Annotated in this window: 17 protein-coding genes, 1 tRNA gene and 2 pseudogenes; 5 read left to right on the top strand and 15 right to left on the bottom strand. The window is 71.4% G+C overall.

Translation table 11 applies throughout. The annotated features are described in order from the left end of the window. Nucleotides 1-26: 26 nt before the first annotated feature. Nucleotides 27-1,157, top strand: a pseudogene (locus CSC68_RS14875) (response regulator); the annotation flags it as partial. Here the strand turns inward: CSC68_RS14875 and bfr are convergent. The 3 genes from bfr to CSC68_RS14860 form a co-directional block, all read right to left on the bottom strand. Next, nucleotides 1,130-1,600: a bacterioferritin gene (bfr, locus tag CSC68_RS14870; protein WP_162204383.1), complete on the bottom strand. Its 471-nt coding sequence runs from the start codon at nucleotides 1,598-1,600 to the stop codon at nucleotides 1,130-1,132. The pseudogene CSC68_RS14875 and the gene bfr overlap by 28 nt on opposite strands. A 107-nt stretch (nucleotides 1,601-1,707) precedes the next feature. Continuing rightward, complete coding sequence (locus CSC68_RS14865; RefSeq protein ID WP_162204382.1) at nucleotides 1,708-1,905, bottom strand: (2Fe-2S)-binding protein; 198 nt, start codon at nucleotides 1,903-1,905, stop codon at nucleotides 1,708-1,710. 89 nt (nucleotides 1,906-1,994) lie between these two features. Next, complete coding sequence (locus CSC68_RS14860) at nucleotides 1,995-2,594, bottom strand: RNA pyrophosphohydrolase (protein WP_162204381.1); 600 nt, start codon at nucleotides 2,592-2,594, stop codon at nucleotides 1,995-1,997. A gap of 158 nt (nucleotides 2,595-2,752) precedes the next feature. On the opposite strand from CSC68_RS14860, the gene CSC68_RS14855 reads away from it, so the two are divergent. Further along, nucleotides 2,753-2,829: transfer RNA gene (locus CSC68_RS14855), tRNA-Met, on the top strand. 69 nt (nucleotides 2,830-2,898) lie between these two features. Here the strand turns inward: CSC68_RS14855 and flgA are convergent. Next, entirely contained in the window at nucleotides 2,899-3,579 is a 681-nt protein-coding gene (flgA, locus tag CSC68_RS14850; RefSeq protein WP_162204380.1) for a flagellar basal body P-ring formation chaperone FlgA, read from the bottom strand. A 203-nt stretch (nucleotides 3,580-3,782) separates the two neighbouring features. On the opposite strand from flgA, the gene flgC reads away from it, so the two are divergent. From flgC to CSC68_RS16175, 3 genes and pseudogenes are all read left to right on the top strand, one after another. Beyond that, nucleotides 3,783-4,556, top strand: coding sequence for a flagellar basal body rod protein FlgC (gene flgC, locus CSC68_RS16180; RefSeq protein WP_281353884.1), 774 nt, complete (start codon nucleotides 3,783-3,785; stop codon nucleotides 4,554-4,556). Further along, on the top strand, nucleotides 4,553-5,236 hold the full coding sequence (locus CSC68_RS14835; RefSeq protein ID WP_162204379.1) for a flagellar hook capping FlgD N-terminal domain-containing protein: 684 nt from the start codon (nucleotides 4,553-4,555) through the stop codon (nucleotides 5,234-5,236). The genes flgC and CSC68_RS14835 overlap by 4 nt, the downstream gene beginning before the upstream one ends. Before the next feature lie 6 nt (nucleotides 5,237-5,242). Then, nucleotides 5,243-5,989 (top strand): annotated as a pseudogene (locus CSC68_RS16175) (flagellar hook-basal body complex protein); the annotation flags it as partial. 17 nt (nucleotides 5,990-6,006) lie between these two features. Here CSC68_RS16175 and fliF read toward each other — a convergent pair. From fliF to CSC68_RS14775, 11 genes are all read right to left on the bottom strand, one after another. Next, nucleotides 6,007-7,143, bottom strand: a complete 1,137-nt coding sequence (fliF, locus tag CSC68_RS14825; protein WP_162204378.1) for a flagellar basal-body MS-ring/collar protein FliF — start codon at nucleotides 7,141-7,143, stop codon at nucleotides 6,007-6,009. A 16-nt stretch (nucleotides 7,144-7,159) separates the two neighbouring features. Continuing rightward, entirely contained in the window at nucleotides 7,160-7,474 is a 315-nt protein-coding gene (fliE, locus tag CSC68_RS14820; protein WP_162204377.1) for a flagellar hook-basal body complex protein FliE, read from the bottom strand. Between the two features lie 129 nt (nucleotides 7,475-7,603). Beyond that, nucleotides 7,604-8,350: a uroporphyrinogen-III C-methyltransferase gene (cobA, locus tag CSC68_RS14815; protein ID WP_211365772.1), complete on the bottom strand. Its 747-nt coding sequence runs from the start codon at nucleotides 8,348-8,350 to the stop codon at nucleotides 7,604-7,606. A 77-nt stretch (nucleotides 8,351-8,427) separates the two neighbouring features. Beyond that, nucleotides 8,428-11,208, bottom strand: coding sequence for a nitrate reductase (locus CSC68_RS14810; RefSeq protein WP_162204375.1), 2,781 nt, complete (start codon nucleotides 11,206-11,208; stop codon nucleotides 8,428-8,430). After that, complete coding sequence (gene nirD / locus CSC68_RS14805; protein ID WP_013534064.1) at nucleotides 11,208-11,573, bottom strand: nitrite reductase small subunit NirD; 366 nt, start codon at nucleotides 11,571-11,573, stop codon at nucleotides 11,208-11,210. Before nirD ends, CSC68_RS14810 begins: the two co-directional genes overlap by 1 nt. Before the next feature lies 1 nt (nucleotide 11,574). After that, nucleotides 11,575-14,040: a nitrite reductase large subunit NirB gene (nirB, locus tag CSC68_RS14800; protein WP_125075835.1), complete on the bottom strand. Its 2,466-nt coding sequence runs from the start codon at nucleotides 14,038-14,040 to the stop codon at nucleotides 11,575-11,577. Next, nucleotides 14,037-14,576 (bottom strand): GNAT family N-acetyltransferase, encoded by a 540-nt coding sequence (locus CSC68_RS14795; RefSeq protein WP_246193614.1) that lies wholly within the window; start codon nucleotides 14,574-14,576, stop codon nucleotides 14,037-14,039. The genes nirB and CSC68_RS14795 overlap by 4 nt, the downstream gene beginning before the upstream one ends. Before the next feature lie 27 nt (nucleotides 14,577-14,603). Further along, a complete protein-coding gene (locus CSC68_RS14790; RefSeq protein ID WP_162204374.1) occupies nucleotides 14,604-15,467 on the bottom strand; it encodes a formate/nitrite transporter family protein in 864 nt (287 codons plus the stop codon). A gap of 43 nt (nucleotides 15,468-15,510) precedes the next feature. After that, complete coding sequence (locus CSC68_RS14785) at nucleotides 15,511-16,680, bottom strand: nitrate/nitrite transporter (RefSeq protein WP_211365771.1); 1,170 nt, start codon at nucleotides 16,678-16,680, stop codon at nucleotides 15,511-15,513. A gap of 372 nt (nucleotides 16,681-17,052) precedes the next feature. Continuing rightward, a complete protein-coding gene (locus tag CSC68_RS14780; protein WP_162204372.1) occupies nucleotides 17,053-18,117 on the bottom strand; it encodes a CmpA/NrtA family ABC transporter substrate-binding protein in 1,065 nt (354 codons plus the stop codon). A 4-nt stretch (nucleotides 18,118-18,121) separates the two neighbouring features. Next, nucleotides 18,122-18,694, bottom strand: coding sequence for an ANTAR domain-containing response regulator (locus CSC68_RS14775; protein WP_162204371.1), 573 nt, complete (start codon nucleotides 18,692-18,694; stop codon nucleotides 18,122-18,124). Nucleotides 18,695-19,023 lie beyond the last annotated feature (329 nt).

The following is a 19,023-nucleotide window of genomic DNA, read 5'->3' as shown; positions in this document are numbered from 1 at the left end:
CCGCGCACGGGTGAGACAAGCGACCACCCCCCCCCGCCCCCCCGGCCCCCACCGGGCCGGAGCCCGCCACGCAGCAGCCGCGCCTGCTCCTGGTCGAGGACAACCCGGTGAACCTGCTCGTGGCGCAGAAGCTGCTGTCGGTGCTCGGCTACGGCTGCGACACCGCCGCCAACGGCGAGATCGCGCTGCAGCGCCTGGCGGTGACCGAGTACGACCTGGTGCTCATGGACTGCCAGATGCCGGTCCTGGACGGGTACACCGCGACCCGCCGCTGGCGCGAGCGGGAAGCCGCGACCGGCGCCAGGCGGCTGCCGATCGTGGCGATGACCGCCAACGTCAGGGCCGGCGACCGCCAGCGCTGCCTGGACGCCGGCATGGACGACTACCTGTCCAAGCCGGTGGCGCGCGAGCAGCTCGCCGCCTGCCTGCAGCGCTGGCTGCAGCCGGACTCCAGCGGGGCGCAGCCAGCCCAGCCCGCCGCTCCCGCGGCGCCGGCGGCGCCGGCGGCACCGGCTGCGCCTGCAAGGTCCGCCATGCCGCGGACGACGGCCGGCCCGGCGCCCGGCTTCGCCTCGCCGGCCACCGCGACTCCCGGACTGGCCGGTACCCGTCCGGCACCGGCACCGGCGCGTCCGGCATCGGCACCCGCCCCGACCCAGGCCCGCCCTGCTGCTGCGCCCTCGCCCTACGGCGCGGCCGCAACCGGCATGCGCACTGCCGCGCAGGCACCGGTCCGTCCCGCGCCGGCGCCAGCGCCCGCGCAGCCGCCGGCCGAACCGCCCGCGCCCGTGCTGGACCTGGAGATGCTGGAGGAACTGCGCCAGATCGCCGGCAACGACGCGATGGCCATCGTCAACCTGTTCCTGGAGGACGCGCCGCGCCTGGTGCGGCAACTGGAGCAGGCGTCGATCGCGCCCGACCTGGTGGCGATGCGCGAGGCCGCGCATGCGCTGAAGTCGTCCAGCGCCAATGTCGGCGCGCTGGCGCTGTCGGCGGTGGCCCGCAAGATCGAGAACGGCGCGCGCACCGGCACCCTCGAGCGCCCGGCCGTGACCACCGCGCTGCTGATCGCCGAGTTCGCTCGCGCCAGGACCGCGCTACAGTCCTGGCTGGCCTCGGTGGCGGGGAATCAGTCCTCGAGCTTGCTCAGCAGGTAGTTCTGCTCGCCGATGCGGGCGACCAGGTCCAGCTGGGTCTCGAGCCAGTCCACGTGCTCCTCCTCGTTGTCGAGGATCTTCGTGAACAGCTGGCGGCTGACGTAGTCGCCGACCGAATCGGCGTAGGCGATGGCTTCGCGCAGCAGCGGAATGCCTTCCAGCTCCAGCGCCAGGTCGCACTCGAGCACCTCGCGCGGGCCCTCGCCGATCCGCAGCTTGCCCAGCGCCTGGAAGTTCGGCAGGCCCTCGAGGAACAGGATGCGCTCGGCCAGCCAGTCGGCGTGGTGCATCTCCTCGATCGATTCCTTGTACTCGTGCTCGGCCAGCTCCTTGAGCCCCCAGTTCTTCAGCATCTTGGCGTGCAGGAAGTACTGGTTGATCGCGGTGAGCTCGTTGTACAGGGCCTTGTTGAGGTACTCGATGACCTTCGCGTCGCCTTTCATCGCCAGCGCTCCTCTGCCGTGGGGATGGGCGCACTCTAGCGCGCCGTGGCGCGCGGCGAGGTAACGCGAATCGTGTGCATCGCCGGCCGGCATGGCCGGCGGGCCGATCAGGCTGCCTGCAGCAGCGGCAGCGGCAGCGCGCGGGCGCGGTAGTCGGCCATCAGGTCGGCGGCCATCGGCAGGCAGGTGCCGCAGGTGGCGCCGCAGCCGGTACGCATGGTCAGTTCGGAAACGGTCTCGCAGCCACCCTCGACGGCTTCGCGGATCTGGCGGTCGGTGACCCCATTGCAGATGCAGACGTACACGGCGGTCTCATGTGGCTGAACCGGGTGTCATTCCACACTGAATGAGAACCGTTGTCAATTGCATTCCGGCAGGGCGAGCCTCCCTGGGTTCAGGCGGATGAACGCCCGCCGTGCTGGTGGCGTGGACGCCTGCGCGGGCGGTCGTGCCCTGCGCTGTTGCCGGGTAGCCAGGCCTGCTGCGCCGCGCCTGGCATCTGCCGCAGGCTGGCCCCGCTACTGGTCGCCAGCGGCGCCAGATGGCGCAGGGCACGGGCGTAGACGCCGCGCTTGAAGGTCACCACGTGCTCGACCGGGTACCAGAAATCCACCCAGCGCCAGTGGTCGAACTCGGGGGTGTCGGTGGCGTCGAAGCGCACCAGGGATTCGTCGCCCACCAGCCGCAGCAGGAACCACACCTGCTTCTGGCCGATGCAAACCGGTCCGGGACCGCCGCGGCGGATGGCCCGCCCGGGCAGCCGGTAACGCAGCCAGCCCGGGGTCGCCCCCAGCAGCTCGACGTGTTCGGGGGACAGCCCGGTCTCCTCGTAGAGCTCCCGGTACATCGCCTCGACCGGTGTTTCGTCGCTGCGCATGCCGCCCTGCGGGAACTGCCAGCCGTCCCGGCGCACCCGTCGCGCCCAGAACACCTGTCCGTCCTCGCGCATGAGCACGATGCCGACGTTCGGCCTGTATCCGTCCGGATCGATCACGATGCGGACTCCAAGAAATTCGACTGTCCCGACAATGCCACGCCCCCGACGGGGCGACAAGCGCCGATTGACAGCGCGGCCAGGAACGTGAAAAATTCGCAGTTCCCCGGCGCCGGATACCCGCGCGGCAGGGATCGCGGCCAGGCCCGCGGGTTTTCGGCTACGTAGCTCAGCCGGTTAGAGCACAGCACTCATAATGCTGGGGTCGGTGGTTCGAGTCCACCCGTAGCCACCATCCGCCTGGAACGAGAAAAGCCCCGCATCGCAGGGCTTTTTGTTTGCCTGCGATCCGCGCGGCGGCGGCCTAGGGCTGCGCCTCGAGGCTTACCACGCCGGGACCGAGCACCGTCGCCCTGGCGGGCCTGCCGGTGCTGGCGTTGCGGATGCGCACGACCTCGCCCACCGCCCCGTCCTCCAGCGCGGGGCCCGCGATCGCGCCCTGGAACCCCCGCCCGCCGGCGACGATACGCACCGGCCGGCCGCGGCCGACCGCGCTTCCACCCTGCAGCAGCGAACGCCGCAGCGGCTGGCCGGGTCGCAGGGTGCGCCGGCTGCTGAAGCCCCTGGCCTCCTCGGGCGACAGCAGCAGGTCGGGCAACGCGGCCAGGTCCTGCTCCGCCATCTGCAGCGCCGAAGGCTGCAGCGGTTCGCCGGCCAGCAGCTCCTCGCGCGCGACCACGCCGGCGACGCCTGCCGAGGCGCGAACCGTGAACCGCCCCTCGGTCCCCGTTTCCGGGCAGCGCGCCACCACCTGCAACCGGTCGAAGCGCTCGCCGTCCTTCACATCGGCCACCTGCATGGCCAGCGCAACAGGGCATTCGGGCATGCGTCGCGCGGCCGGCAGCATCGACGCCTCCACCCGCGCTCCGTCCACGCCCATCGCAGCGACGCGCGCCTGCACCCAGGCACGCGCCGCCTTTTCCGCCTGGGCCTGCGGCGCGGATCCGGGCGCAGGCGCGGCGGTGGCGGCGACTGTGACGAGCATCAACGACCACGCCGCCAGCCACCGGCGGGCGGCAGACAATGGGTGGGATCGGCTCAAGGCGGGCATGCCGTGCAGCTTAGCCGCGCCACGTGGCGGCGTTCGCTCAGGATCTTTTTAGATTCCGCCCCCGGCGCAGCCCCCTCCCTACCATGCGACGGCCCGGTCGTGGGTTGCCGCGGCCACCAGAGGAACGGGAAGAAGGCATGGGTATCAATCTCGGGCAGGCACTGGGCCTGCATCCGGCGGCACTGAAGCTGCGCGGCGAGCGCGCGCAGGTCCTGGCATCCAACCTTGCCAACGAGAACACGCCCGGCTACCAGGCGCGCGACCTCGACTTCCGCGCGCGCCTGGACGAAGCCGCGCTGGGCGCATCCGGGACGCTGCCGACGTTCCAGTCCGACGCGACCCTCTACCGCGTCCCCAGCCGTCCATCGCAGGACGGCAACACGGTCGAGCTCGGGGTCGAACAGGCCGAGTTCGTGCAGAACGCACTCGATTTCCAGACCAGCCTGACCTTCGTGAACATGAAGCTCAAGGGCCTTGGCCGCGGCGATCCAGGGCAACGGGTAAGCACGATGAGCTTCAAGCAGAGCGTGGAGATCGCCGGTTCGGCCATGGCCGCCCAGACCGTGCGCATGAACACCATCGCCAGCAACCTGGCCAACGCCGACACCGCCGGCACCGCCGACAGCGCCTACGTGGCGCGCAAGCCGGTGTTCGCCTCGGTGTTCAACGGCCTCGGCGCGCGGGTGCAGGTGCTGGACGTGGTCACCAGCCAGGATCCGCTGGAATCGCGCCACGAGCCCGGCAATCCGCTGGCCGACGAGAACGGCATGGTCTTCTACTCCAACGTCAATCCGGTCGAGGAGATGGCGGACATGCTCGCCGCCTCCCGCGCGTACTCCACCAACGTCGAGGTGCTGGTGCGCCTCAACGGCATGCAGCAGGCGGTGCTGAAGATGGGAGAAGGAGCATGACCGCGGTTGACAACGCGCTGCTGGCCGGCGCGGGCGGCGGCAACGCCGGCAACGCGGTGGCGGGCAACGGCAGCGTCTCGGACCTGTTCATGACCCTGCTGGTCGCGCAGATCCGCAACCAGGATCCGCTGTCGCCGATGGAGAGCAAGGACTTCATCAACCAGTTCGCCTCGATGACCCAGGTCGAGACGATGCAGACCCTGTCCAGCCTGACCAGCAGTTCCGCGGCGCTGCAGGAAAGCATGCTGGTGGTGAACCTCGGCGCGCAGGTCGGCAGCGACATGATGGTCGCCGCCGGCGGCGTCAGCCTCGACGGCGAGCCGGTCAAGGGCGTATTCGTCCTGCAGTCGGCCGCCACCGACGTGGCATTGCTGCTGACCGGCGCCGACGGCAACACCCACCGCATTGCCATGGGTCCGCAGGACGCCGGCACGATCAATTTCAGCATCGATCCGCGCCAGCACGGCCTGGTCGCCGGCCGCTACACCCTGAAGATCGAGACCGGCAGCGGCGAAGCGCCGCGCGCCGAACTCCAGGGCCGCCTGCTCGGCGTGCGCCTGGATGCGCAGGGCCGGGTCGTGCTCGACGTCTCCGGCGTCGGCGAAGTCGGCACCGGCGACATCTCCCGATTCCTGGGCCGCAACGGCGGCACCCAGACCACCTCGCAGCAGGGAGCCTGACGGTCCATGGCATTCAACATCGCACTCGGCGGCCTCAACGCAGTCACCGGCCAGCTCGACCAGATCAGCAACAACATCGCCAACAGCGGCAGCTACGGCTTCAAGTCCGGTCGCGCCAACTTCGCCTCGGCGTACTCCCAGGGCAAGGCCGGCGGCGTGTACGTGGGCTCGACCACGCAGTCGATGAGCCTGGGCGGCAACGTGCTGGCCACCGGCCGCAGCCTCGACGCCGCGATCCAGGGCCGCGGCTTCTTCGTCGCCCGCGACAGCAACGGCGCGATGGTCTATTCGCGCGTCGGCCAGTTCAACGTGGACAAGGACGGCTTCGTGGTGGACTCCATCGGCCGTCGCGTGCAGGGCTACGGCACCGCCTCCGGCGGCGTGCTGGGCGACCTGAGCGTGCCGACCGAGGCCATGCCCGCCGCCGCCAGCAGCACGCTGAACTACGCCGGCAACATGTCCGCCGACTGGCAGGCGCCGGCCGCGCCGTTCGACATGGCCGATGCCACCACCTACAACGGCGTGCAGGTCTCCAGCCTGTACGACTCGCTGGGCCGCCAGCACACCCTCAGCCAGTACTTCGTGCCCGGCGCCGGCAACGACGTGACCGTCTACTACGCCGTCGACGGCACCCTGGTCGACGACGGCACCGGCCCGGTCACCTCCAACCTGCAGTTCGGCACCACCGGCCAGCTGGTCGCCCCTGCCGCGCCGATCAACATCGCCCTGGGCCCCCCCGACGGCCCCGAGCCGCTGCAGGTGGCGATCAACTACGCCACCACCACCTTCTTCGGCGGCGACTTCAGCCCCACCGCCACGCTCAGGCGCTTGAGCCGCACTGGGCTGCGCCGGATCTGGACCACGTTGCGGTCGTACACGTACTGGCGGGTGAGCGCGTTCTTCTGCGAACGCGGACCCTCGGGGGCGTCGTTGGCGGCACCGGCCACCGCCACGGGGCGGTTGGACAGCGCGCCCGGCACGCCCAGCGGGATCACCCCGCTGTCGTTTTCCTCGCGCGTGGCCTCCTGGGTGACGCGCGGGGCCTCGCCGTACTGTTCGCGGGTTTCCTCGATGCGGTCCTGGTCCACTTCCACCGCCACCGAGGCGCGGAAGTTGCCGTCGCCCAGGGTGGGGCCGAGCAGGTCCTGGATGTTGCGCAGGGTTTCCTCGCGCACGCGGGTGGCCAGCTCGCTGTTGTCGCCACCGTGCGGGCTGGCCGGGTCGACGCCGGCCGACAGGAAGTTGCCGGCCTGGTCCACCACCGACACCCGCGCCGGATCGAGGTTGGCGACGCTGCCGGAGACCATGGCGATGATCGCCGCGACCTGCTCCTTGTTGAGGCGGCGTCCCGGCTTGAGCGCCAGCACCACCGAGGCCGAGCTCTTGTCACCATCGCTGAGGATGAAGGAGGAGGACTTGGCCACCGACAGGTGCACGCGCGCCGACTGCACCGGGTCGAGGGTGACGATGCTCTGCACCAGCTCGCCTTCCAGCCCGCGGCGGAAGCGCACGTCCTGCACGAACTGGCTGACGCCCAGCGGATCCTTCTGGTCGACCACCTCCAGGCCGTCCGGCAGGCGCGCGACCACGCCGCGCGCGGCCAGCAGCATGCGCACCTGGCCCAGGCGCGAGTCCGGCACCAGCACCTGGCCGGTGTCCGGGTGCAGGCGGTAGGGAATGCCCTCGGCGTCGAGCACCGACATCACGTCGGCCGCCACCACCTTCTCCTGCGCGCCGAACACCGGCTTGTAGCGCGAGTCGGCGTGGTGCAGGTACATCATCCCCAGCGCGGTCAGCGCCAGGGCCAGCAGCACCACCGGCAGCAGCCGCGACAGGGTGGCCGGGGACGGGCGCGGCAGCGAGGCGGGGAGCCAGCGCTGGGCCAGGGGCTTGAGGCGTTCGATCACGTCCGTGGGCGCCCGCTCAGACCGTGGTCTTCATGAGGTCGTCGAACGCGGCCATGACCTTGTTGCGCACCTGGATCAGCATCGAGAACGAGAGGCTGGCCTCCTGGCTGGCGAGCATGGCGCCGACCAGGTCGTCGCTGGCGCCGGTCTCGACCGCCTCGACCTGGCGCGCGGCCTCGTGCTGGACCGCGTCGACCTGGTGCAGGACCTTCTGGAACATGTCCCCGAAGCCACCCGCGGAGGCTCCATCGGAAGCCGGCGACGGCGGCAATTCGCCCGGCTGCAGCAGCGCCAGGGGCGGCAGGGAAGGCAGGTTGGTCAGGGCTTCCATCGCAGGGGGACTCGGGGCAGGATCGGCCGGCATTGTGTCCACCCCTTCCCGGGGCCTGGCCGATTCTTAAGAGAATCCCTACGGGCCCGCTGCGCCCTTGTCGTGGCCCGGCCGCGTCAGCCGGCCGCGTCAGCCGGCCGCGCGGACCTCCGGTTCTGGTTCGCCTGCCCTGCCCGCCAGCGCGGCGGCCTCGCCCAGGGCGCCGCCGATCAGGATCACCCCGGGCAGCCCCTCGCCGGCGGCAGGAAGCGCGAGCAGCCCGGCCAGGGTGGTGGCCCGGGCCTGTTCGTCCTGCCGCGACGCGGCCTGCACCACGGCGGCCGGCGTGTCGCCCGGCAGGTGGACCAGCAGGGCGCGGGCGATGCGCTCCAGCCGGCCCATGCCCATGTAGATGGCCAAGGTGGTGCCGCTGCGCGCCAGCGCCGCCCAGTCCGGCTCGCCGTGGTCGGCGGTATGCGCCGTGACGAAGCTCACACCATGGCAGTGCTGGCGGTGGGTCAGGGACACGCCCAGCGCGGCGGCAGCGGCGAAGGCGGCGCTGACGCCATTGATGATGCGTACCGGGACTCCGGCCTCGCGCAGGAAGGCGATCTCCTCGCCCGCACGGCCGAACATCAGCGCCTCGCCGCCCTTCACCCGCACCACGCGGAGGCCCTGCAGCGCGTAGCGCCGCATCAGCCGGCAGATGAAGGCCTGTGGCGTGGAGCGGCAGCCGCCACGCTTGCCCACCCGCACCACGCGTGCCTGCGGCGCCAGCTCGACGATGCCGGGATCGACCAGCTCGTCCAGCAGCAGCACCTCGGCCTGCTGCAGGGCGCGCACGGCCTTGAGCGTCAGCAGTTCCAGGTCGCCGGGGCCGGCGGACAGCAGCACCACCTCGGCGGGCGGGCGGCGGAGATCGGCAGGGTGACGGGGGTCGCGGGCCATGGCGGGTCTCCAGTGGGGGGCGGCGGTCAGGCGCTGGCGGCCTGGCGGACGAGCCGGGTGAGTTGCGGGACACAGGAGCCACAGACCGTGCCGCAGCCCAGGCGCTGCTTCAGCGCGGCCAGGTCGGCGCCGGCGCGCACTTCGGCCTGGATCGCCGATTCGCTGACCTGGCGGCAGACGCAGACCACCGGGTCGCGCGCCACTTCGGGCAGCGCGGCAAAGGCGGCCAGGCGCGAGCCCTGCCAGGGCTCGCCCGCCAGCGCGGTGCGCAGCAGGGCTTCGCCGCCGGGACGGACGTCGCTCCAGAGCAGGCCATCGATATGGCTGGCCCCGCCGACGGCGCGCCAGGCCACGCGTTTGAGCTGGCCGCGGCGGGCGTCGCGGTACTCGAGGGTGTCGGCGGAGGCGGCCAGGGCCAGTGCGTTCTCCAGCGCTGCCTGCCAGTCGGCTGGCATCGCCCCGTCGGCTGCGGCGCGCAGCACCAACCAGCCGCTGCCTTCGGCCGCCTCCGGATCCACGTCCGGCTGCAGCGTGACCGAGGCGTAGCCGCAGGCCGCAAGCAACGGCTGCACGGCCGCGTGCATCGCCAGCACCTCGCCACGGCGCGCGGCGAGCAGGTGCCAGCCGAAGTCCGCCCTCTCCACCCGCACCGCGGCGTGCTTGAGCTCGGGCTGGCGCGAGCGCGCGTCGACCGCCGGCTGGCTGAGCTCGTTGATGCCGCCGCTGGCCAGGTGCTGGCCGCTCCAGTGCATGGCCGCGAATACGGTGCCGGAGCCGACCTCGTCGGACAGCTCCAGCGGCAATACCAGGCCGCCGCGCTTGCTGGACACGCGCACCAGCTCGCCGGCCTTGAACCCGCGCCGTGCCGCATCCTCCGGGTGCATGCGCAGCGCAGGCTCGGGACTGTGCGTGTACAGCGCCGGCACCCGCCCGGTGCGCGACATGCCATGCCACTGGTCGCGCAGGCGCCCGGTCAGCAGGCGCAGCGGGAAACGCGCCGAAGTCGGCTCGGCGACCGGCCGGTACGGGGTGGCGTGGAAGCGTGCGCGGCCATCGGCTGTGGCGAACACGCCGTCGACGTAGCGACGGGCGTGGCCCTCAGTGGCACCGGCCGGGAACGGCCACTGCTGCGGACCACGTTGTTCCAGCACCTCGTAGTCGAGGCCACCGATGTCCAGGTCACGGCCCACGGTGAGCGCGCGGTGCTCGGCGAAGATCGCCGCCGGCGTGTCGGCGGCGAACAGCGGCGCGGCACCCGGCACGGCCAGTCGCGCTTCCAGCCGCAGCGCGACCTCGCGTGCGATCCACCAGTCCGGACGCGCCTGTCCCGGCGGCGCCACCGCGGCGCGCACGCGCGAGATGCGGCGTTCGGAATTGGTGACCGTGCCCTCCTTCTCGCCCCAGGTGGCGGCTGGCAGCAGCACGTCGGCGTAAGGCACGGTATCGGTATTGGCGAAGGCCTCCTGCACGATCACCAGCTCGGCGCGCTGCAGCGCCTCGCGCACCGGGCCAAGGTCGGGCATCGAATGCGCGGGGTTGGTGCAGGCGATCCAGATGGCCTTGATCCGGCCGGCGCGCACGGCCTCGAACAGCTCCACCGCCGCCAGTCCGGGCTGCGGCGACAGACTGCCGGGCGGCAGCTGCCACAAGGCCTCGACCTCGGCGCGGTGCGCCGGATCGGCGATCTCGCGGTGGGCGGCCAGCATGGTCGCCATGCCGCCGACCTCGCGCCCGCCCATGGCATTGGGCTGGCCGGTCAACGAGAACGGCCCCGCCCCCGGACGGCCCAGCTGGCGCGTGGCCAGGTGCAGGTGGATCAGGGCCTGGTTCTTGTCGGTGCCGTGCACCGACTGGTTCAGGCCCATGCAGTACAGCGACAGCGACGCCGGGCTGCGCCCGAACCACTCGGCCGCGGTCACCAGGTCCTCGACCGGCACGCCGCAGATCTCCGCCGCCATGCGCGGGCTGTAGTCGCGCAGCAGGCGCTTGAGTTCGCTGAAACCGGTGGTGTGGCGGTCGATGAAGGCTTGGTCGAGCAGCCCCTCCCACACCAGGTGGTGGAGCATGCCGTTGAACAGGGCGACATCGGTGCCGGGCTGGATCTGCAGGTGCAGGTCGGCCATGGCCGCGGTATCGGTGCGGCGTGGATCGACCACGATCCAGCGCACGTCCGGATCCTTCGCCCGCGCCTCCTCCAGCCGCCGGAACAGCACCGGATGCGCCCAGGCGGCATTGCTGCCGGCGAACAGCACGGTCTTCGCGTGTTCCAGGTCCTCGTAGCAGGTGGGCGGGCCGTCGGCGCCGAAGGCCAGCTTGTAGCCGGTCACCGCGGCGGACATGCACAGCCGCGAGTTGGTATCGATGTTGTTGGTGCGCAGCAGGCCCTTGGCCAGCTTGTTGAAGACGTAGTAGTCCTCGGTCAGCAGCTGCCCGGACAGGTAGAACGCCACCGCGTCCGGGCCATGGCGCTCGACGATGTTCGCCAGGCGGTCGGCCACGCTGTCCAGCGCCACCGCCCAGTCCACCGGCCGGCGCGGATCCTGGCGGCGGTGGCGCAGCTCCGGCACCAGGGCGCGGCCGTGCAGGCTGCGCGCGGTCTCGGCCAGGGTGCGACCCTTGCTGCACAGGCGGCCCAGGTTGGCCGGATGCAGGGGATCGCCTTCCACGCCCGTGATGCGTTCGCCGGCGGCATCGTGCCGGCTGTGCACCAGCACGCCGCAGCCCACGCCGCAGTAGCAGCAGGTGCTGCGGGTGGTGCGCCGCTCCACCGCCGGCGGCGCCTGCGCGGTGCGGACGGCGCCATCCATCAGGCCACCGCCTCCGCTGCGCCCACCGGCGTGGCCGGTTCCAGTGGCAGCGCCAGCCACACCTCATCGCCGCGCAGCTGCACGGGATAGGTGCGGGCGCAGCCCACGTCCGGGGCGCAGGCCTGGCCGTCGTCGAGGCGGATGTTCCAGCCGTGCAGCGGGCAGGTCACCGTTTCCCCGGCGACGATGCCCTGCGACAGCGGACCGCCGCGATGCGGGCAGCGGTCGGCCAGGGCGAACACCTTGCCCGCCTCGGGACGGAACAGGGCGATGGCCTCCCCCTGCCCGCAGTCCAGCACGCGCGATCCCAGCAGCGGGATTTCCCCGAGCGTGCACACCCGCATCCAGTTGGCATTCGTGGGCATGTCAGTCCTCCAGGGTCGCAGGGATGCGCCGCTCCGGCGCCTCCAGCTTCAGCGGCGTGTACTCGCGCGGCCGCTCGCCGGCGATCCGCGCCTGCCACGGATCCGGCAGGCCTTCCAGCGCATAGAGCAGGCGCTCGTACAGCGCGCGCCGGCTTTCGGCGTCTTCGACCACCTTGCGCTTGACGTATTCCAGGCCCACGCGCTGGATGTAGTGCACGGTGCGGTCCAGGTAGTACGCCTCTTCGCGGTACAGCTGCAGGAAGGCGCCGGTGTATTCCTTCACTTCCTCGGCCGTGCGCACCTTGCACAGGAACTGCGCGACCTCGGTTCGGATCCCGCCGTTGCCGCCGACGTGGATCTCCCATCCCGAATCCACCGCGATGATGCCCACGTCCTTGATCCCGCTTTCGGCGCAGTTGCGCGGGCAGCCGGACACGGCGAGCTTGACCTTGTGCGGGCTCCACATGTTGGCCAGCATGGTTTCCAGGTCGATGCCCATCTGCGTGCTGTTCTGGGTGCCGAAGCGGCAGAACTCGCTGCCCACGCAGGTCTTCACCGTGCGGATCGACTTGCCGTAGGCGTGGCCGGACTTCATTCCCAGGTCGCGCCAGACATCGACCAGGTCTTCCTTGCGCACGCCCAGCAGGTCTATGCGCTGGCCGCCGGTGACCTTGACCATGGGGATGGCGTACTTGTCGGCCACGTCGGCGATGCGGCGCAGTTCGGAGGGATTGGTGACGCCGCCCTTCATCTGCGGCACCACCGAGAAGGTGCCGTCCTTCTGGATGTTGGCGTGCGCGCGCTCGTTGATGAAGCGGCTCTGCGGGTCGTCCACCGCCTCGCGCGGCCAGGTCGAGAGCATGTAGTAGTTGATCGCCGGGCGGCAGGTGGCGCAGCCGTTGGGCGTGCGCCATTCCATGAAGGCGTAGGCCTGGGCGTGGCTGACCAGGTGGTGCTCGCGGATCGCCTGGCGCACCTCGCCGTGGGTAAGGCTGGTGCAGCCGCACACCGCCTTGGTCTTGGGCGTCTCCTGGAAGTTGGAGCCCAGGCAGTTCATCAGGATCTGCTCGACCAGGCCGGTGCACGAGCCGCAGGAGCTGGCGGCCTTGGTGTGCTTCTTGACCTCGTCCACGGTGAACAGGCCCTGCTCGCGCACCGCCTTGACGATGGTGCCCTTGCACACGCCGTTGCAGCCGCAGACCTCATCGGTGTCGGCCATGGTCGCGGCGCGGTCCTGGCCGGCGGTGCCGGCCTCGCCCATCGCGGTCTCGCCGAAAGCCAGGGTGTCGCGGCGCCCGCCGATCGCGGTGCCGTCCTTGATCTGCTTGAAGTACCAGGCGCCGTCGGCGGTGTCGCCGTACAGGCAGGCCCCAACCAGGCGGTCATCGCGGATCACCAGCTTGCGGTACAGGCCGGCGGCCGGATCCGACAGCACGATCTCCTCGGTCCCCTCCCCGCCCATGAAGTCGCCGGCGGAGAACAGGTCGATGCCGGTGACCTTGAGCTTGGTCGACACCGCCGAGCCCTTGTAGATACCGATGCCGAAGGTGGCCAGGTGGTTGGCGCAGATCTTCGCCTGCTCGAACAGCGGCGCGACCAGGCCGTAGGCGATGCCGCGGTGCGCCGCGCATTCGCCCACCGCGTACACCCGCGGGTCGTAGGTCTGCAGGGTGTCGTTGACCACGATGCCGCGGTTGCAGTGGATGCCGGCGGCCTGGGCCAGGGCGGTGTTGGGACGGATGCCCGCGGCCATGACCACCAGGTCGGCGGCGACCTCCCCGCCGTCGGAGAAGCGCACCGCGGCCACTTCGCCAGCCTCGTTGCCGACGATCTCCGTGGTCGAGGTGTTGAGCCTGAAGTCCAGCCCGCGCTCGCGCAGCGACTTCTCCAGCAGCGCACCAGCCACCGGGTCGAGCTGGCGCTCCAGCAGCCAGCCGGCCAGGTGCACCACGGTCACCTCCATGCCGCGCTGCCTGAGGCCGTTGGCCGCCTCCAGCCCGAGCAGCCCACCGCCGATCACCACCGCGTTCCGCTTCACCTTCGCGGTCTCGATCATGGTGCGGGTGTCGTGGATGTCGCGGTAGCCGATGACGCCCTTCAGGTCCTTGCCGGGGATCGGCAGGATGAAGGGCACCGAACCGGTGGCCAGCAGCAGGCGGTCGTACTCGGCCTCGGTGCCGTCGGCCGCCACCACCCTGCGGCGCACGCGGTCGATCCGGGTGACCTCCTTGCCCAGGTGCAGGGTGATGCCGTTGTCCGCGTACCAGGACAGCGGATTGAGCACGATGTCGTCGAAGTCCTGCTCGCCGGCCAGCACCGGCGACAGCAGGATGCGGTTGTAGTTGGGATGCGGCTCGGCGCCGAACACCGTGATGTCGTACATCCCGGGCACCAGCTTCAGCAGCTCCTCGAGCGTGCGGATGCCGGCCATGCCGTTGCCCACCACCACCAGCCTGGGCTTCTTCATCGTGTTTCCTCGCTTGGCCCCTGCAGGGCCAGGGTCATGAACGTGGAACAGGGGTCCTCGACGTAAGCCGCGAACGGAGCGCAGGGACGGAAGCCGGCACGCGCGTACAGCGCGCGTGCCGGCACATAGGCGGGCTGGCTGCCGGTCTCCAGGCTGAGCCGCCGGTAGCCGCGACTGCGCGCCTCTTCGACCACCCGCGACAGCAGCGCCGCCGCCACGCCGCGGCGACGCGCGCGCGCCACGGTGCGCATCGACTTGACCTCGCCGTGGGCCGGATCCAGCTCGCGCAGCGCGGCACAGCCGAGCAGCACGTCGCCATCCCATGCGCTCCAGAAGGTGATGTCCGGCGCGCGCAGGCGGTCGAGGTCCAGCGCATGCACGCTTTCCGGCGGCGACAGCCGGTACATCTCGTCCAGGTGCTCCTGCAGCAGCGCCGCGATCTCCGGACCGGTCAGCGGATCGACCACGATCCGCAGCGGTGCCGCGTGCTGGGAGGAGTCGCCTTCCATGGCAACAAAGGGGTCGTGCGATGTCATCGTCGGACTGGCCATGGCCGGCTGCACTCAGGCGGTCCCGGCAGTGGCGCCCGGCGCCGGCGACGAAGCGGGCGCAGGGGGCACAAGGGCGGCACCGGCGGCGGTGCGGGCATGGGTCGCGTACATGGTCAGGCCGACGAAGGTCAGGCCGCCGAACAGGTTGCCGACCACGGTCGGGATCTCGTTCCAGACCAGGTAGTCGCCGAAGGAGAACTGCCCGCCGAGCATCAGTCCGCTCGGGAACAGGAACATGTTGACGATGGAGTGCTCGAAGCCCATGTAGAAGAACACCATGATCGGCATCCACATGGCGATGACCTTGCCGGACACGTGGGAGGACACCATCGCCCCGACCACGCCGGTGGAGACCATCCAGTTGCACAGCACGCCGCGCACGAACAGGGTCAGCATCCCGGCCGCGCCGTGGGCGGCATAGCCCAGGGTGCGCGCCTCGCCGATATGCCCCAGCTTCTGGCCGATGGCATCCGGCGCGGTGCTGAAGCCGAAGGTGACGATGATCGACATGAACACCGCCACCGTCAGCGCGCCGGCGAAGTTGCCCGCGAACACCAGGCCCCAGTTGCGCAGCACCCCGCGCCAGGTGCAGCCGGGGCGGCGGTCGATCACCGCCAGCGGACACAGGGTGAACACGCCGGTCAGCAGGTCGAAGCCGAGCAGGTAGAGGATGCAGAAGCCGACCGGGAACAGCAGCGCGCCCAGCAGCGGCTGCCCGGTCTGCACGGTGACGGTCACCGCGAACGCGGCCGCCAGGGCGAGGATCGCGCCGGCCATGTAGGCGCGGATCACGGTGTCGCGGGTGGACATCAGGATCTTGGCCTGGCCTGCGTCGACCATCTTCGCGGCCAGTTCGGAGGGGCTCACGTAGCTCATGGCGGTCTGCCTGCTGTGGGGGAGGAAGGAACTGAAGGAACCGCTACACGCGGGCGTCGCCGAGGCGTGCCCAGCCGACGCGCCAGCGCTGCTTCACCCCGACCAGGCACAGCGAGGCCGCCAGGGCGATGCCGGCGAACAGCCACAGCCCCGGGCCGTAGCTGCCGGCCTGCTGCTTGACCACGCCCAGCCCGGCCGCCAGCAGGAAGCCGCCGACGCCGCCGGCCATGCCGATCAGTCCGGTCATCAATCCGATCTCGGCGCCGAAGCGCTGCGGCACCAGCTGGAACACCGCGCCGTTGCCAGCGCCCAGGCACAGCAGGGTCAGCACGAACAGGGCCACGGTCACCACCGGGCCGCCCACCTGCAAGGCCGCGGCGGCCACCAGCACCGTCACCGCGGCGTACACCGCCTGCAGCGAACGGGTGCCGCCGATGCGGTCGGCGATCACGCCGCCGAGCGGCCGCATCACCGAGCCGGCCAGCACGCAGGCGGCGGTGGCCCAGCCGGCGACCTTCGGTTCGAACGCGAACTGGTCGTGGAAATAGCCCGGCAGCGCGCTGGCGAAGCCGGAGAAGCCGCCGAAGGTGATCGCGTAGAAGAACATGAACCACCACGAGTCGCGGTTGCCGACCAGCACCCGTGCGTAGTCGCCCAGCCCCTTGCGTGCCACCACCACCGGCGCCTCGCGCGCACAGGTCCAGAACACCGCCAGCACCAGCAGCAGCGGGATGCAGGCCAGGCCGAACACGTTCTGGAAGCCGTAGGCCACTGCCAGCGCAGGCGCCAGCAGCGCGGCGAACACGGTGCCGGAGTTGCCGGCGCCGGCGATGCCCATCGCCGTGCCCTGGTGCTGTGGCGGATACCAGCGCGAGGCCAGCGGCAGCGCCACCGCGAACGAGGCTCCGGCCACGCCCAGCACCGCGCCCAGCAGCAGCACCTGGCCGAAGCTGTGCACGCCCAGCCGCCAGGCCACGGCCAGCGCGGCGATCACCACGATCTGCGCCAGCACGCCGGTGGTCTTGGCGCCGATGCGGTCGGCCAGCAGGCCGAGGAACAGGCGCAGCACGGCACCGCACAGGATCGGCACGGCCACCATCAGCGCGCGCTGCTGGGTGTCCAGTTGCAGCGCCTGCGCGATCTGCACCTGCATCGGGCCCAGCAGGTACCAGACCATGAAGCTGAGGTCGAAGTAGAGGAAGGCCGACAGCAGGGTCGGCGTGTGTCCGGCTTTCCAGAACGAACGGTCCATCCGGGTCTCTCCTGGCAGCGGTGGGGGCACCGCGGAGCTGGAAACAAAAAAGCGCCTCCCGGCCGGGTGGCCGGAAGACGCCGTTGTCTTCGTGCCGGCCGCCGTTGGCCGGACTTGCAGGTTTTGGTGCGGGCACCTCGTTGCACCCGCACCATGGACTACGCAATCAGCGTGCCAACGTCCGCTGGGGTGCAGCACAAGTCACGCGAAGCCTTGCTGTGCCTTGGTTTCGCGGGATTGCCTGGACGCCAGGTCGAACAGCCGGCGGGCGCAACTGGCCGGCCTCATGCACCTCGGCGGTGCCATCGCGCACCGTGCCCGTGCACGTTGCGCTCAGGACGGCGTCGGTGCGCCCGGGCGCGAATCCCCATGCGGCACCGGCACGCCCAGCATCGCCGCCGCCTCGCGGTAGCTGCCGGTGCGGAACACATCCGCCAGCCAGGCCTCGTCGCCATCCGCCGGCGGCAGCCAGTCCCAGCGGCGGAACTGGCCGAGGATCCAGCGGCCATCGGAAATCCACGGGAAGTTCGCCTGGCCATCGGCGTGGAACTGCAGGACCTGGCCGGGCTCGCCCGCCGGCAGCAGGCCGGCGAGCAGGCGCTGCGCCGGCACGCCGATCGCGTCGTCGGCCGCCAGCCACTGCGCGGCCTGGCGACGATGGTCCGGATCGGCGTCAAGCCAGCGGCAGGCGTCCAGCACCGCCGCGGTGAGCGCGACCGACACCTCCGGTTCCAGCGCGGCGAAGCTGCGGCGCGTCGCCAGCACCTTTTCCGGATGCCCGGGCCACAACTGCCCGCTGGTCACCACGCGCCGGCCCCCGCCCAGGTTCTCGGCCTCCGCGCCCCAGGGTTCGCCGGCGCAGAAGCCGTCGATCTCGCCGGCCGCCAGCGCCCGCGGCATGCGCGGCGGCGGCAGGGTCACCGCCTCGATGTCGCGCAGCGGATCCACGCCCTGCGCGGCGAGCCAGTAGTAGAGCCAGAGCGCATGGGTGCCCGTGGGGAAGGTCTGGGCGAATACCGGCCGGCGCGGCAGCGCGCGCAGCAGCTCCGGCAGCGGACCGCCCTCGGCCAGGCCGGCGGCCAGCGCCGGTGACAGCACGATCGCCTGGCCGTTGCGGTTGAGCCCCAGCAGGATGGCCAGGTCCGCCTGCGGCCCGCCGATCCCCGCCTGCACGCCCAGCACCATCGCCGACATCGCCTGCGCCGCGTCCAGCGCGCCGGTGAGCAGGCGGTCGCGCAGCGTGGCCCACGACGGCTGTCGGTGCAGGCGCAGCTGCAGGCCGTGGCGCCGGTCCAGGCCCAGGTGCGAGGCGGCCAGCAGGGGCGCGGCGTCCAGCAGCGGCATGAAGCCCACGTCCAGCGGGCGGAGGAAGGCGGTGGTGGCGCGGGTATCGGTCATGCGGTCAGCCCAGCAGGTCGGCCATGGCCAGGATGCGGCGCGCCACGTCCGCGAGCTTGAGGCCCTGTTTCATCGCCTGCTGGCGCAGCGCGGCGTAGGCCTCGGCCTCGGCCATGCCGCGGCGGTCCATCAGCAGGCCCTTGGCGCGTTCGATGTCCTTGCGGTCCTGCAGGCGCTGCTCCAGCTCGTCCACGCGCTGGCGCACATGCGCCTGCTGCTCGAAGCGGGCCATGGCCACGCGCAGGATCGGCGCCAGCCGTCCCGGCGCCAGCCCGTCGACCACGTAGGCGGCCACGCCGGCACCCAGCGCTTCGCGGATCAGGCGTTCGTCGCCGTCGGCCGAGAACATCACCACCGGGCGCGGCGCATGCCGGTCGACGATGGCCAGCTGTTCGAGGGTGTCGCGCGAGGGCGATTCGACGTCCAGGATCACCACGTCCGGCTGCTGCTCCTGCACCGCGCGCAGCAGGCCCGCGGTGGAGACGTGCGACAGCACCTCGCAGCCGGCATCGGCCAGCGCCTGCCGCAGCTCGGCGATCGGCTTGTCCGTGTCGTTGACCAGGAGGACGCGCGGCATCGGAAACCGGAGGGCAGGGAGTGGCCTGATGTTGCCATGCAACATCGACGCTGTGGGGACATCGCGCGGCCGGCGTGCGCGGCGGCCGGCAGGGCAAACCGCGGCGACCGTCACTGATCCGGCAACAGGCCATGGCGGGAGCCTCACCCGGCGCCCGCGTCCGCCGCTAGGAGAAACAGGTCGTGGGACCTCGTTCCCCGCCGCGAACGGTGCGGCGGACGCCGCCTGGCCGCGGGTACCGGCCCTCCGGACCGCGCGACGGCCAGGGGCGCCATCCGTGGCATTGCCCTTCGGTGGTGGAGCCTGCCCCGCGCCAGACCCCAGTGTCC

The organism is Pseudoxanthomonas suwonensis (assembly GCF_010093235.1).
Classification (GTDB): domain Bacteria; phylum Pseudomonadota; class Gammaproteobacteria; order Xanthomonadales; family Xanthomonadaceae; genus Pseudoxanthomonas; species Pseudoxanthomonas suwonensis.
The sequence above is the reverse complement of the archived record's forward strand: the minus strand, read 5'-3'. Positions and strand labels throughout refer to the sequence as shown.